The following is a 15,347-nucleotide window of genomic DNA, read 5'->3' as shown; positions in this document are numbered from 1 at the left end:
GGCTCCGCGAAGCGAGCCATAATGATTTCTTATCTGTATAAGAAAAGCTAAATACCTGTTTGGTATTTAGCTTACTGAAATAGAAGTCTTTTGATCGTCAAATTGAGAAAACCTCTCTAAAATGACAGCGGTGTCCGCAAAATAATCATGGAGCCCTTTTTTCTTAGGGTGAAATCCTACAACTAAAAATGGAATGTAGAAAGGTGTAATAGAGATAAAACGTCCAATCCCCTCTCTAAACAACACAGCACTCCAAGTTAATTTTTCATTGTTAGTAGAAATAACTTTCAATCCAAAAATCATCTTTCCTATGGTTTGACCAAACCACTTAGTCATGAATACAAAATATCCGTAAAAAATGGTAGTGGTCATAATAGTGTAAACCGAAAAAATTCCGTCATCTATTGGGAAATCGAAATACAAAAAAACAGGAGAAATGACCATCCTTATTAGACTGTAAATTACAACAAGGTCAAAAAGAAAAGCCCAAAACCGAATCCAAAATCCCGCGTAATATATCTGGTTTTTCACCGTCTCTCCTCCCTACTGCCTATAAAGATAATAAGGTCGTGGGGAAGCAACAGAATCCATTAATCCCTTAACAACCTCATTTTCAAATTTCTCTGGAAATACATTAGCTGATACACCACTTAACCATGAAGTCCAACTTGACTGTTCCTGATATTTAATCACTTGATAATTCCCTACTTCTTCACGCATAGCGTCTATCACTTCATCTAGATATCCATGTGCATCAACTAACCCAAGCTCTAAAGCCTGGCGTCCATCATAAATTCTTCCATCTGCAATATTTCTTACTCTTCCCTCATTAAGCTCCCTGTTTTCAGCAATCACTGAAACAAAGTCTTCGTAAGAATTATTAACTAGCTGCTGAATAATCTCTTCTTCCTCTTCGGTCATTTCTCTCGTAGGAGAAAGAATATCTTTGTGTGGGCCACTTTTAAATGTTTCAAACTCAATTCCTAGTTTGTCGGTAAGCTCGCCATAATTAAGTTGCTGAATAATTACTCCTATTGAGCCAGTTAGAGTTTCAGGTGTAGCAAAAATCTTATCTGCAGGGGTCGAAATATAATATCCGCCCGAAGCCGCCATAGGTCCCATGGATACGAATAAAGGTTTATCATACTTTTCTTTATATTTTTTTAAAAAATGATAGATCTCCGCACTTTCGGAAACACCTCCTCCAGGAGAGTTTACTCTAAGAACAATTCCCTCAACGGCGCTGTCCTCATAAGCATGTTCTAATGTTTTAAGAAAAGCACGGTGATTATACCCTGCAGATTCAAAAAGGCTTGACGCATCCCCTGTTTCGATAATTTCTCCATTTACATCAAGCAAAGCAATATTTCCTGATGTCTTTCCGGTATCATAAACAGTTGTCTGAAATTCACTATCCTCCTCTAAGGAAAAAGCAGAAAATAATTCACCTGTTAAAGTCCTCGTTAGGAGATCTACTCCAACAGAAACTAAAAACAGGGATATAGCAATCCCTAAAGCTAGCCAACGCTTTGCTGTCACTTTCATTTCTCCCTTCTCTATATACGTTGATAAACATGGCTTTTTCCAATTCATCCTATGCAATCAACTATTTCTGATAGTATTATAAAAACTCTCTATCTGCCACATTTATTTTACCAATAATTTCTTAAGAAATGCAGAGAAAATTGGGATTTCTATTTAGCACATGATAAGATAGGGATAATAAGACTAGATGTTTATACGAGGAGTGAAAGTATGGTAGATAGAAAAAATCTCTATTTTTACTACAAAAATGATAAAGGACTCAAAGAAAAATTGATCCCATTATTTCAAGCAGCAGAAAAAAACGGATTTTCTATTCTAGATGATCCAAAAAACGCTAACATTATTGTTGGGGTAGGAGGAGATGGGAATTTCCTACAGGCAGTAAGAAAAACTGGATTTCGACAAGATTGTCTATATGTAGGAATTACTCATGGAGATGAAGTTGGACTATATTGCGACTTTCAACTAAATCACTTTGAAAAAATGATGGAAACCTTCATGCATGGTGAATTAGAAGTACGTAGATTCCCAATCATAGATGTTTCGGTGGATAAGGAATCCCATTTCAACTGTTTAAATGAGCTTAGCATTCGCTCAGCCATAACTAAATCAATTGTGATTGATGTTTTTATCGATGATCAGCATTTTGAAACTTTCCGAGGTGATGGTTTAATTGTTGCAACGCCTACCGGAAGCTCAGGTTATAATAAATCTACCCATGGCGCTGTTGTAGATCCAAAATTAAAATGCTTCCAGGTTAGTGAATTAGCTTCTTTAAACAACAATCGTTATCGTACATTAGGATCTTCCTTTCTTCTTTCTGAAAGTCGCAAATTAACCTTGAAAGTTGTACAAGATGGAAATGATTATCCGATCATTGGAATGGACAACGAGGCCTACTCCATTCGTCATATCCAAGAATTAAATATTAGGTTAAGTGAAAAAATAATTAAAACAGTGAAACTAAAGGACAACTCCTTCTGGGATCGAATGAAAAGAACTTTTTTGTAACGAACAAACTTTAAAAAGATGATTCCTTTCATTTACATGAGAGGAATCATCTTTTTTCGACTTAAGTGGATAAGTGAGCTGGTGGCACCTAATTGCCCAGTTCGGCACATAAAAAAAGGACATTCACTAATCATTCGGTTTTAAGTAGTTATGACAGTTTCTTTATTTTTTAATAGATGGCTGATGGGTTCGGTCATACATTATGCTTCCATCCACAATAGTCATCTCAACAATGGCTTGTGTATACAACTCAGGCGGCAATTGAAACAGGTCCTGATTTAACACTGTAAAATCAGCATCATATCCCGGTGAAATAATTCCCCTAATATGTTCTTTATTAATAGCAAAAGCACTACCTTTTGTATATAAGGATATAGCTTCAAATACTGATAATTTTTGACTTTCTCCATATTCTTTTCCATCATGTTTTGATCTTCTTAAAACCGCAGCTTGAATCCCTAACAGTGGATTTATATCCTCGATTGGTGCGTCAGATCCTCCGGCACAAACGATGTTATGATTAATTAATGTTTTCCATGGATAGGCGTGAGCTTCACGCTCTTTCCCTATTCTTTGAATTACCCAAGGAAAATCAGAGGCCACAAAATAGGGTTGCACATCGACTATCAGTTCAAGCTTAGCCATTCTCTCATATAGTTCTTCGTTTACAATTTGAGCGTGAATAATTCGGTCGCGTGTTCCTGGAACTGGAGGATATTTTTCTATATGGTCTAATACAAAGGATAAAGCTTGGTCGCCAATCGTATGAACAGCTATAGGCATGGATAACTGTCGTGCTCTCTGTATTAATTTTTCAAAACTTTCTTCAGAATGAATGGATACCCCATAATTTCCAGGATCATCCTCGTACTGCTGCGCTAACCACGCTGTTCTACCGCCAATTGCTCCATCCGCAAAAATTTTCATTGCTCCTAATTCTACATAAGATGTTCCATCTCCGATTCCATAGCCCTCCGTTACCATTTCATCTATCGCACCGTGATGAACAAGTAAATGTGCTTTAAATGTACGTTTTTCTCCTTCAATTATGGAAACGAAACCTTGGAGTGTCTTCTTAAAACCGCCGTAGTAATGAAGGTCTTCTGAATGTCCCCCAACAATTCCATTTCGGTGTAAGTCATCAATAGCTAAACGAATGGCTGTTCTCAGATATTCATCCGTAACCTCTGGCATGACACTCTTGATTATGTCTTGAGCATTATCCAGGAAAAATCCATTAGGAACGCCCTTAAAATCACGAACAATAACCCCGCCCTGAGGATCCTTAGACTCGTTAGAGACGCCTGCTTTTTCAATGGCCTTACTATTAGCAAGAAGGGCGTGTCGACATACACGAGTTAAAACCATGGGGTTATTAGAGCACAGTTCATCTAATTCGTCTCTAGAAAAAATATGAGGCATCTCCCATTGATTTTCATCCCAGCCATCCCCTATCAACCATTCCCCTTCATCAAGGCTCTTCGCGTGGGTTCGGATGGCGTTTTTTACTTCCTCTATGGATTGATAATAAGATAAGTCCAGCCTCATTAGTCTTTCTCCATGCCCTACAATGTGAAGGTGACTATCTACAAATCCAGGATACATGGTCTTGCCATTTAAATTGATGGATTCTTCAATTTCTTGGCTATATCTTTTTTCAAGCTCATAGTAGCTCCCAGCACCTACAATTTTTCCGTTTTCAACATAGACAGCTTCAACTAAATCCCCCTCTTCAAGCATGGTATATATTTTTCCACCAAAGTAAAGTTCTCCCATCAATATTCACTCCATTATAACAATTTCCCCTATTATACTTGACTTCGACTAACTTTGTGAACTATATGCATTAGAAAAGCGCAAGCGCCCTCCGAAACAAGAAAATCGCTTATTTCTGTGAAGTAGCTCTAAGTAGCTTTCCTTCGTGTGATTACTCGGGGCAAAAGCTTCGAAGATTATTCGATGAAGCTTTTTCGCTGGAGCTAGACAAATTTATTTTATACTTTATCTTGTAAGAAAAAGGGACAGTGTCTCCACTGCCCCTTTAGCAAAGTTTATATTATTGTTGTCTTCCGCCAAGTTGAGATTCAGCCATAGAGACTAAACGCTTAGTGATCTCTCCCCCTACAGAACCATTCGCACGGGAAGTAGTTTCTGCTCCAAGTTGAACTCCAAACTCTTGAGCGATCTCATATTTCATTTGATCTAAAGCTTGTTCAACTCCAGGTACAAGAAGTTGGTTGTTGTTGTTGCTTGCCATGTTGTCTCACCTCCTTGTTACTAAATATAATGCGTCGGAGATGAGTAATTCATTCGGGATTTTCATTGCCAATTATTTCATCTACAATAAATCTTCGAAATTCGGCTCTACCTTGTCAAGGTCGGATTCTTTAACTACAATGGTCTCAATCCCTTGTATGGCTTCTTGGATTTCCTGTTCAAAATCCACAGGATCTTCAAATTGATGTACTTTTTCTCTTCTTGGTTTTGTTTTAGGTTGATCAGGAACAAAAATCGTACAGCAATCTTCATAAGGAAGTATAGAAATTTCATACGTATTAATTTCCTGTGCGATATCGATGATCTCAAGTTTATCCATTGCCACAAGGGGACGAATTACGGGATAGTTGGTCACCTCATTGATGGCGTTCATACTTTCCATCGTTTGACTTGCCACCTGTCCTAAACTCTCCCCAGTAGTTAAAGAAAGGATTTCTTCTTTTTTAGCCACTCGTTCACTAATTCTTAGCATCATTCTTCGCATGACCGTCATGGCATATCCATTAGGGATTTCACGGAAAATTTTCTGTTGTAAATTAGTAAAAGGGACTAAATGAATATTGATTTCATGACCATAACGGGTAAGTTCCTTGGCCAAATCCAAAACTTTTTGTTTAGCTCTTTCACTCGTGAAAGGTGGGGAATGAAAATGAATAGCGTCTACTTTTACCCCCTTTTTCAATGCTAAATAACCTGCTACAGGACTGTCAATACCTCCCGACATTAACAACAAGGTTCTTCCAGTCGATCCAACAGGAAATCCTCCCGCTCCTCTTATATTCTTTGACGTGATATAGGTTGCATCTTTACGGATTTCCACGCGAATTTCCATGTCTGGATTATGAACATCTACTGTATAACGTTCCGTATTGGATAACAAATGACCACCTAATACATGATTCATTTCTTGAGATCCGACAGGAAAATCCTTATTTATTCGTTTAGTTGTAATTTTAAAGGTTTTTACATTGCCTGCATCTCTTAAGGCAAAAAGAGCTGACTCTTTTATATCCTCTAATGCATTGGAGGACTTAATAGCAAGACTAAAAGAATGGATCCCAAAAACTTCTGAACATTTTTCTAATATCGCTTCGTGGTCTTCTCCATTCAAAATAATAAACATTCGGTCTCTTGAATATGAAATTTTAATTTTAGGGAAATGTCTTAATTTTGAGCGAAGATTTTCATGAAGTTTTCCGATAAACATTTTTCTGTTTTTCCCTTTTAAGGTCATTTCTCCATAACGAATTAATATGTGATCATATTGCATAATATCTACCCCAAGCTTTGTTTTAATTGGTGAATTACATTTTTCAGCGTATTTAAAAATTCATTTACTTCTTCCTCTGTATTTGAATAAGAAAAGCTAACCCTTATGGCGGAAGTAGTTATAGATCGATCCAAACCACAAGCAGCGAGTACAGCACTTTCATCTTTGGATTTTGAAGAACAAGCTGACTTTGTAGATACAAAGATATCCTTCTGTCCAAGGCTGTGAATTAATACTTCTGGTTTCATACCAGGAATAGAAAAGTTTACTATGTGTGGAGCACATTGTTCAGAAGAATTAATAATGAGGCCGGGAATCTCTTTTAATCCAGTCCTTAGCAATGTATTTAAACGGATGAGATGCACCGGATTCCTATTCATCTTCTCCAATGTCATTCGTATCGCCCTTGCTAAGGAAACAATCCCAGCCACATTTTCAGTACCTGATCTTAATCCCTGCTGCTGTCCTCCCCCATGAAGTAAAGGTGAAAGACGAATTCCAGAACGCTTATACAAAAAACCAGTGCCTTTTAATCCGTGAATTTTATGACCTGATACAGTTACAAGATCTATTCCAGGATATGAAAAAGAGAAAGGAATCTTCCCAAACCCTTGAACATGATCAACATGGAAAAGCAGCTTAGGATATTTTGCTGCAATATCTGCTATTTCTTCAATTGGTTGTATCGTTCCCAATTCGTTATTTACATGCATAATACTGAGTAGGATCGTTTGATCAGTAATGGCACTCTTTACTTGATCTGGATGAATCCTTCCACTTGAATCAGGATCAATGTATGTGATAGTAAAACCCTGTTCCTCCAAAGAACGACAGGCCTCAAGAACGGAAGGATGTTCAATGGATGTGGTAATAATATGATTCCCTCTATTTTTATGCTCTAAAGCAGTTCCTTTTATAGCCAAGTTGTTAGCTTCGGTACCACCAGAAGTAAAAAGAAGTGTATTAGCCTTTACATGAAGTATTGAAGCAATTTGTTTGGAAGCTTGAAGAAGTAATTGCTCCACTTCTCCCCCTAAAGAATGAACAGATGAGGGATTTGCAAAAAATCGACTAGAGACTTTTTGAAAGGTGTCAAGTACTTCACTATATGGGTAGGTTGTTGCCGAATGATCAAAATAAATCAACAAAATCCCTCCTTTTTTAGTTAAACTCCATTGTATAGAATATCATATCAATAAGAAAGCCCCCAATTGGGGGCTTTCTTATTTTACTAAATGTAAAGCATCTAACAGTTGATCAATCGAAACTCTGCCATCCTCCTCATACGATTTTGTCGTATCAGAACGGTTATTCTGACTTCCTATACTCGTAACGAAATCCTTCATCACTCCTTTTTCATACGAAATGAAAGAGGTAGTAGAACGCGAGGAATGCAAGCCAACAATGAGCTTATCTTCTTCTATGATTAGAAAAAGGGCTACGGACCAAACACTAAACATGATAAACGAAATTATACTTATAATTAATTTCTTCAATACTTACACCTTCATTTCTGAAGATAACCTTTCTTCGATTCGTTTCATAGCACCCGGCTCAATTTTTTCAAGCCCCTCCGCTACATTTTCAACAGCCGCCTCATAATCGTAGGAACGGAATGCATGCTCTGCATCCGCTAGCTTTACTGCCATCATAGAATACTGGCTTCGGTAACGGTTCCCATATTGTATCGATTGTTCTGCTAACGTCGCCTGTTCAATTAATAAATCCGTTTGTTCAACAGCTGTATGCACAGACTTAGCTGCTTGATCTATTGTTCCATGCATTACTTTGATATCAATAGGAATTCTTTCAAGTTGGTCTTTTGCTTCACTAATCTTTCTGTGAGCCTCTTTTACAGCTTCTACTATATACACTGGGACTCCTGGCAGATTACTTTTTTGCAAGTTTCTTTGCACTTGTAGAATATTTTTCTTCAGTTGAACAATCTTTTCGTTTGCCTCTTTTTCATCTTTCCTAATATCCTTCATTTGAATGAAGAATTCCTCATGTTTAGCATAAAGTTCTTCATATGAAAATCTCCATTCATCTAGGGCTCCCTTTATAATGGAATGAGAATCCTTGCTATTTTCCATTCTTTTTTGAATTTCTTCATAGTGCTTTTGGAGCAGCTTTAGTTGTTTGTTCAAAGATAAGAAATAATCGACATCCTTAGACTCTAAATGATAGGAAGCTTGCAAAATTTCAATTTCTTTATCAGTTTGCTTGAAATCCTCATCCAATTCATTTAATTCTTTTTCGTAGGAAGGGATATTTTTTTGGAGATAGTTTCTGGAATGAACTTCTTGCTCTAATTGATTGTATATGTCTTGAATATGCTCTTCAATCTCTTGAAGTTCATCCTGCACGCCAATAATTTCACCTTTTTCCAGTTGCTCTAGAATGATTAACAATTGTGCCTGGTCTTGTTGAATGGTCTTTTCAAAACCAAAAGAATCGACACGATAACCATCTTCCCTCATTTCCTTTAAGCCTGCAATGACCTCGTCTAGCTGAGATGGTAATTCTTGACGACACTTTTTGTACAGAGTAGGTAAATGCTCCATTTTATATTTTATATTTTCAATTTCTTCTTTCATTAATAAAACTATTTCTTGAGCATCTGAATAATTACCCGATTCAATAAGAATATGGTAATAGTCTACTCTTTCATCAAGCTCATCCAATGCAAGCTCAATTTTTATTTCAGCTTTTCCGTATAAATGTCTGTATTTTAATAAATTCTTTCTTAAATCCTTCAGTTGAGGATACAAAGTTTCAATTGCTTTTTTACTATCTTTCTCTGCATGGATTAAATGGTCCAACTCCTGAAACATTTGGTCTATGGTTTTCTCTATTTGATTAAGTTTTTTTTGTATATCTTTAATAATCTTTTTCGCTGTCCGAAATCGGTACCGATCAGCAGCTTCTTCCGTATCAAATAAGTCTTCTTCAAGATTCGGAAGTCTTTTTGTTAAAATGTCATCCCATTGTTCACGCCACTGTTCAAATCTTTCCTGAGTTTCTCCGTAGAGATTCAGCGCCTTAACTTTTCCAAGTTCTTCCGTCACTTGACGACTCATTATATCAATTTTCCACGCCTCTAAACGATCCACCTCATCATAAATCTTTTTGCGAATAATTAGCCCTGTAATAATAAGTGCAAGTATAATAATAATTAAGGCTATTATGTATTCCATAAAATACCTCCTCACCTGACGAAATTCTCTATGTAAACGTGCAAAAATAGTCGTATTATGAAGAATTCTTGCTAATATGATACCATGGAAACATTCATTATGGCTAAAAATTTTCAAAATTATTAAGGTATGACAAAAATTTCAAGAAGGAGCGAGATAAAATGAGGGATGGTCATGTCCATTCACCCTTTTGTCCACATGGCACAAAGGATTCTTTCGAGATGTATATAGAAAAAGCAATCGATTTGGGATACACGTCTATTTCGTTTACGGAACATGCTCCTTTGCCTTCCACTTTTGATGATCCAACACCAGAAAAAGATAGCGGTATGAACCCAACCTACCTTTTGGACTATTTAGAAGAACTTCATAGATTAAGGAAGCATTACGAAAAACAAATTGAGATTGAAGTTGGATTGGAAGTAGACTATATTGAAGGCTTTGAAAAAGAGACGACTGATTTTCTACAAACCTATGGTCCCTACCTTACAGATAGCATTTTATCCGTCCATTTTTTAAAAGTTGATCATCATCATATTTGTATGGATTTTAGTGAACATAGCTTTGCCAAATTAATAAAAAAAGTTGGAAATTTAGAGATGCTTTATCAGCTTTACTACAGAACTATAAGCAAAGCCATCCGAGCCAATCTTGGATCATATAAACCTAAAAGATTAGGTCATCTGACTTTAATTCGTAAATTTCAGCTTCAATATCCCCGCCCTCCAATGGAAGATCAATTAATTATGCAAACACTGAAGGAAGTAAAAAATGCGAATATGGCCTTAGATTACAATGGCGCAGGTTGGAATAAAGCCCAATGTAAAGAGACCTACCCTTCAAAAGATATTGCAAGGAAGGCCTATCAAATGGGAATTCCCCTTATATATGGTTCTGACGCCCATCAATCTAAAGATTTAAAACAGGGTTGGGGTCAACTGGACACTGAGTTACTTCCATTGTTTTGATCAGGAACCAAAGAAAGTGTAGTTACCCATTGTCCAACAGAAAGAGAGTATCTTTTTATAAATTCTTTATTCCCTGGATCCCATAAAAAATCATATTTAAAATCATGTGGCATCGTAAAGGGAATCATTAACATTCCTTTAAATTGGATAAATAAAGTCTGAAAATCCGCCTGACTTACTTTCCGATGTAACCAGAAGTTCAGAAATTGCATAAGAATATGCTTTTCCTTAGCTAAATAAGTCACAAGCATTTCTCGAACAAGAACCGTATCAAAACTAAGTTCACGATAAAGGAAACATGTTATTTCATAATGATTATGGCGATAGTGGATGATGTCATTAATTATATCTTGTGCTGCCTTCGTCTCTAGTTGCAAACGGTTTTTTTCAAGCAGTTCCATATACGGCTCAAAATAATCAATCATTAACGTCTCAAGTAACCCTTTTTTATTCTTAAAATAATAACTAATCAAGGATGGGTTAACCTTAGCTTTACTTGCAATATCACGAATAGATGTTCCTTCATAGCCGTTGTAATAAAACAATTCACAAGCAGTTTGTTTTATGTTATCCTTTGTTAACCGTTTAGACATCGTAATCCTCCTTTCAAAGGTAAATTTCGATAAAAATAGCAACATCCCTTTGGAAACTTTTCGTCAATTTCCGCCACTCAGGGATTGAATTTATAAAACAATGGAAAAAGGAGCAAATAATTGATGTTTCATGTCGAAAATTACAAAGGAACTAAACAAGAAAACTATGAAATGGTTATTAAACAATTAAAAGCCCTCTTAGAAGAGGAACATGATTTGATAGCTAACTTATCTAACGCATCCTCCTTATTAAATCAATTCTTATCCGAAGTGAATTGGGTTGGTTTTTACTTATGGAAAAATGGGGAGCTTGTTTTAGGACCCTTTCAAGGTCTTCCAGCCTGCGTTAGAATTCCTTTAGGAAAAGGTGTTTGTGGGACTGCTTTAAAAGAAGAAAGAACAATGAGAGTAGAAGATGTTCACCAGTACCCGGGGCATATAGCTTGTGATGCGAACAGCCGCTCAGAAATCGTTGTTCCAATAATAAAAAAAGGTTTAAAAATTGGTGTGCTAGATATTGATAGTCCCATTACCAATCGATTTGATGAAGTTGATCAAGAATACTTAGAAAAGTTTGTACAAGAACTGTTACTTCATATTTAAGAAACATACATGATTTCACACTCACACCCCAGCCAAAAATCAATGTAATACTGGGGTTTTTATTTTTGTCCATTTTTGCATTTTTATAAAGTGAAACTACACTCCGTGGGGGACGGCCACAGAGTGTAGTTTCACTTTATCCTCATCTTATTTTCTCGTTTTAGATGGGGTATTACTGTTTCATGCGGGATTATAGCTGATACTATAAAAAACCGGAGAATGTTTTGCTTTTTTATGCCTATTTTTCAGTGTAAGAGCAAACACAGTTTTTCCCATCATTTTTAGCTTGATATAATGCTTTGTCTGCTCTAGTTAACAATTCATCCTGGCTTTTTCCATCCTGGATTGTCCAGCTTGTAACCCCACAAGAAATGGTTACTTTTGGGTTTGTTAAAAGGGAGACATCTTGTATAACTTTTTTTGCAATGTCAATTGTTTTTTCTTGGTCCGCATTAGGAATATAAAGGGCCAACTCTTCCCCGCCCCATCTTGCAGCGATTCCGTGCTTTGGTTTGTGATACTTCAAAACATCAGCGACTTGAATTAACACTTCATCTCCAATTTGATGGCCAAAGGTATCATTCACTTGTTTAAAATTATCAATATCAAAAAGACAGAGTCCACCTTGGCGATCATGCCTTATAGCTAGCCTTATTTTATCATCCAAATAACTTCTAGATGATAGCTCAGTTAAATAATCAGTGATGACTAGTCTCTCCAATTCTTCTCGAAGCATAGAATTGGAAAAAGCTAAGGATGAATGATGAACAAGAGATTGCATCAGTTTAAATGTTTCAAATGGAAAGTGATATGGTTTTTGATGAAGGACAATGACCATTCCCTGTAAATTTCCATGTTGAATCATGGGAATTGCCATAACAGACTGGTAGTTACACTCTATCTCCTGATATTTAGAAGAAAAATCTCCAACCAAGATGGCATCATCCCTGGACAGCAATAAATTAGATACATGACGTGCAAATGATTGAGACTCCTCATTAAAGAAATACGCTGTGCTCCCCTCCAAAGCCACCAGCTTTTTCTGCCTCCCATTAAAAAGCAAAAAGCCTACCTCCTCTGCTTGAAAGGATTGAATGATTTGTTTAGTCATATAACTAATTGTTTCATTTAATCTTAAATTAGAATTTAGTTTATGCGAGGTTTCATTGACAAGCTGCAAATCAGAGATTAAACGTTTGGATTGCTGATATAATCGAGCATTTTCGATCGCATTACCTGCAGTTGCTGCTAACAATGCAATAAATTCAACCTCTTCATTTGGAAAAATCAAGCTACTGGGAGAAATTACCTGAAGAACTCCATAGACTCCTTGTCTCCCCTTTAGTGGAGCGTATAAGCACGACTGTTTTTCCATTACTCGATCTTCAAACTGCATATTCCCGGTTAAATAGGCTTGCGTACTTGCCTTATTTGGACCTTCTTGTCCATAATTTAGCTCTTTTATAGGTAGGTCTCTTTTGCTTTGATAATCATGGGACAGTAATAGATAACAATCAAATTGGGGGTACGTCTGTTTAATAGATAAAACGATTTCTTCTAAGACATCCTCCATATCCATTGAGGAATGGAACTTTGAAGTTACATTAAATAGTAGCTCATACCTATTTTCATCTTTACGATCTTGATGGAATTTTTGTGCCCAAGATAGAAATTTTTGTGTTTCGCTTGCAATGAACGAAGCTGCTTCCACATCCAAATCATAATTTCGCAGTATCCAAAATCCATATATTGATTGATCAGGATTTTTCATTTGTATGACCCTGACTTTATCAAATAAGGAATTACACAGAGTACCTTCTACACAAAATGACAGAGGCTGACTTTGAATCCATGACGACCAACCCTCTTGGTCCATAGAAGTTGCGAACCATTCTCCATCCATTTTACAATGAGCACCAACAAGCTCAAATGACTTTTCCCAGTCATTAAATAAATATAAACCGACCCCATTGACAGGTAATAGACGGCTTAAACGATCAACGAGTTCGTTTACAGTATCCTTAAACGTTCTTTTGGTATGAATAGTTAACATTTCTTCATATAGATTCTGTCTTAGGATGTCGTTCAATTGGTTAGGGATTTCGATTCTAGTAACTTCCATAATATCACCCGAGTTTCTCGAAGTACTCATATTAAACATTTTCTTTTATTATACAATAACTAGGTAGTTTAAACTATATATCATTTGCAGTTGGAGACCATATTTTTACATCATAATCTTCAAACAGGATAATCCATAGGTCTTTATGACTATCAATCACACCTACATCTATTGGTCTTTTTTCAAAAATAGTATTCCAGTCTTGATTTTCTCCACTAACCGAAAGCTCGTATTTTTCTTCCTGTTCTTTCACAGTAATTTGGTAAGAAGAATAAGTAGTCCTTACATCTATTTTTTCGATTACCTTTTCAAGGTTTTCATCATAAAGCTTCCATCCATCAGAATATTCCACCCATACTTGTTTGGTAGATGGTTTATATTCTATATTTAAGATTGGTTCTTTTATGTTCATAGCTGAAAGTGACTCAAATTTGTAATCTTCAAAGTTGATTCGGTATTTAACTAATAAATGATCCTTATCGTCCTTTCTGGTCATAACAATTTCAGCGGCTTTTCCATTCTCCATATATATATCCATAAGTGCGCCATAGGAAGATTCACTTTCATGATCTCCTGATAGCAGATTGTTTTGCCAAAAGAAACCAAAGAAAGCAAGGGATGCAAACCCCATAATAAGTAACATTCTTTTTATATGCATTCAACGATCATCCTTAAAGTGAAATTATTTCTTCATTTTATCACAAAATCTCAACAAAAAACGACTCATGGATTCTGCAATGTAAAACAGATTCACTTGACGGACCCATTAAAAGATCGTATAATAGCCATTGTGTAAAATAAAAGGTGGCCTAAGTGAACCGTCGCTGTTTTTCATTTTGTTCCTCACGATTCTACAGGATCGGAGGTGTATCTTGTAACTCTCTGCTACTGGAGCGAAGGTACATGAAAACAAAATGAGCATCGAAAAGGAACACTCTCAATTTATTTTATGCAAATAAAATATAAAGGAGGAATTTTCCATGTCACGTTTTACCGGATCCACTTGGAAAAAGTCTCGTCGTCTTGGAATTTCTTTAAGCGGTACAGGTAAGGAGCTTGAAAAGCGTCCTTACGCACCCGGACAACATGGTCCAAACCAGCGTAGAAAGCTTTCTGAATATGGTCTACAGTTACAAGAAAAGCAAAAGCTACGTTTTATGTATGGAGTAAACGAGCGTCAATTTCGTCGTACATTTGATGACGCTGGAAAAATTAGAGGTATTCATGGTGAAAACTTCATGATTCTTCTTGAGTCTCGCCTAGATAACCTAGTTTATCGTTTAGGTCTTGCTCGTACTCGTAGCCAAGCTCGCCAGCTTGTAAACCACGGTCATATTATTGTTGATGGCGCACGTGTTGATATTCCATCTTACCGCGTGAAGCCTGGACAAACTATTGGCGTTCGTGAAAAATCAAGAAATCTTGAAATCATCAAAGAAGCTATTGAGGTTAACAACTTTGTTCCTGAATACCTATCATTTGATGAAAATACTCTTGAAGGTACGTACTCTCGTTACCCAGAGCGTTCCGAATTACCATCTGAAATCAACGAAGCTCTTATCGTTGAATTCTACTCTCGTTAATAGTTTTTATCAAAAAGCTTACTTCCAAAGTGGAGGTAGGCTTTTTTTATCACTATTACTTTATCATGTATTAAATAAAGTGAAACTTCAATCAGTGGCCGTCCCCCACTGATTGTTAGCCTCAAGGGTATGACCTAAATGCCCTAGAACCAATCGGACATTTTCGGACAGAAATACC

Annotated in this window: 15 protein-coding genes; 4 read left to right on the top strand and 11 right to left on the bottom strand. The window is 36.5% G+C overall.

The window, feature by feature from the left end; all coding sequences use genetic code 11:
* Positions 1-66: 66 nt before the first annotated feature.
* Both RZN25_13540 and sppA read right to left on the bottom strand, forming a co-directional pair.
* A complete protein-coding gene (locus RZN25_13540) occupies positions 67-531 on the bottom strand; it encodes an RDD family protein (GenBank protein MEQ6377838.1) in 465 nt (154 codons plus the stop codon).
* Between the two features lie 12 nt (positions 532-543).
* Entirely contained in the window at positions 544-1,545 is a 1,002-nt protein-coding gene (gene sppA / locus RZN25_13535) for a signal peptide peptidase SppA (protein ID MEQ6377837.1), read from the bottom strand.
* A 210-nt stretch (positions 1,546-1,755) separates the two neighbouring features.
* Here sppA and RZN25_13530 point away from each other — a divergent pair, with 210 nt between their 5' ends.
* Positions 1,756-2,556: an NAD kinase gene (locus tag RZN25_13530; GenBank protein ID MEQ6377836.1), complete on the top strand. Its 801-nt coding sequence runs from the start codon at positions 1,756-1,758 to the stop codon at positions 2,554-2,556.
* Positions 2,557-2,718: 162 nt separating this feature from the next.
* Here RZN25_13530 and RZN25_13525 read toward each other — a convergent pair whose 3' ends face one another.
* From RZN25_13525 to ezrA, 6 genes are all read right to left on the bottom strand, one after another.
* Positions 2,719-4,332, bottom strand: coding sequence for an amidohydrolase (locus tag RZN25_13525; GenBank protein MEQ6377835.1), 1,614 nt, complete (start codon positions 4,330-4,332; stop codon positions 2,719-2,721).
* A gap of 280 nt (positions 4,333-4,612) precedes the next feature.
* Positions 4,613-4,813, bottom strand: coding sequence for an alpha/beta-type small acid-soluble spore protein (locus tag RZN25_13520; GenBank protein ID MEQ6377834.1), 201 nt, complete (start codon positions 4,811-4,813; stop codon positions 4,613-4,615).
* A gap of 81 nt (positions 4,814-4,894) precedes the next feature.
* Entirely contained in the window at positions 4,895-6,103 is a 1,209-nt protein-coding gene (gene thiI / locus RZN25_13515) for a tRNA uracil 4-sulfurtransferase ThiI (protein ID MEQ6377833.1), read from the bottom strand.
* 5 nt (positions 6,104-6,108) lie between these two features.
* A complete protein-coding gene (locus tag RZN25_13510; protein MEQ6377832.1) occupies positions 6,109-7,248 on the bottom strand; it encodes a cysteine desulfurase family protein in 1,140 nt (379 codons plus the stop codon).
* Positions 7,249-7,326: 78 nt separating this feature from the next.
* Positions 7,327-7,599 carry a hypothetical protein gene (locus tag RZN25_13505; protein ID MEQ6377831.1) on the bottom strand — a complete coding sequence of 91 codons (273 nt, stop codon included), beginning with the start codon at positions 7,597-7,599 and terminating at the stop codon, positions 7,327-7,329.
* Between the two features lie 3 nt (positions 7,600-7,602).
* Positions 7,603-9,300, bottom strand: a complete 1,698-nt coding sequence (gene ezrA / locus RZN25_13500) for a septation ring formation regulator EzrA (GenBank protein MEQ6377830.1) — start codon at positions 9,298-9,300, stop codon at positions 7,603-7,605.
* A 161-nt stretch (positions 9,301-9,461) separates the two neighbouring features.
* On the opposite strand from ezrA, the gene hisJ reads away from it, so the two are divergent.
* Positions 9,462-10,268 (top strand): histidinol-phosphatase HisJ, encoded by an 807-nt coding sequence (gene hisJ, locus RZN25_13495; protein MEQ6377829.1) that lies wholly within the window; start codon positions 9,462-9,464, stop codon positions 10,266-10,268.
* On the opposite strand, the gene refZ is transcribed toward hisJ, so the two are convergent.
* Positions 10,235-10,861 carry a forespore capture DNA-binding protein RefZ gene (gene refZ, locus RZN25_13490; GenBank protein ID MEQ6377828.1) on the bottom strand — a complete coding sequence of 209 codons (627 nt, stop codon included), beginning with the start codon at positions 10,859-10,861 and terminating at the stop codon, positions 10,235-10,237. The genes hisJ and refZ overlap by 34 nt on opposite strands.
* A 123-nt stretch (positions 10,862-10,984) precedes the next feature.
* On the opposite strand from refZ, the gene RZN25_13485 reads away from it, so the two are divergent.
* A complete protein-coding gene (locus RZN25_13485) occupies positions 10,985-11,464 on the top strand; it encodes a GAF domain-containing protein (GenBank protein ID MEQ6377827.1) in 480 nt (159 codons plus the stop codon).
* A gap of 238 nt (positions 11,465-11,702) precedes the next feature.
* Here RZN25_13485 and RZN25_13480 read toward each other — a convergent pair whose 3' ends face one another.
* Together RZN25_13480 and RZN25_13475 are read right to left on the bottom strand one after the other, a co-directional pair.
* Entirely contained in the window at positions 11,703-13,616 is a 1,914-nt protein-coding gene (locus RZN25_13480) for a sensor domain-containing diguanylate cyclase (protein MEQ6377826.1), read from the bottom strand.
* Positions 13,617-13,659: 43 nt separating this feature from the next.
* Entirely contained in the window at positions 13,660-14,244 is a 585-nt protein-coding gene (locus RZN25_13475) for a hypothetical protein (GenBank protein MEQ6377825.1), read from the bottom strand.
* Between the two features lie 322 nt (positions 14,245-14,566).
* On the opposite strand from RZN25_13475, the gene rpsD reads away from it, so the two are divergent.
* Positions 14,567-15,169 (top strand): 30S ribosomal protein S4, encoded by a 603-nt coding sequence (gene rpsD, locus RZN25_13470; protein MEQ6377824.1) that lies wholly within the window; start codon positions 14,567-14,569, stop codon positions 15,167-15,169.
* Positions 15,170-15,347 lie beyond the last annotated feature (178 nt).

It is taken from the genome of Bacillaceae bacterium S4-13-56 (assembly GCA_040191315.1).
Classification (GTDB): Bacteria; Bacillota; Bacilli; order Bacillales; family JAWJLM01; genus JAWJLM01.
The sequence above is the reverse complement of the archived record's forward strand: the minus strand, read 5'-3'. Positions and strand labels throughout refer to the sequence as shown.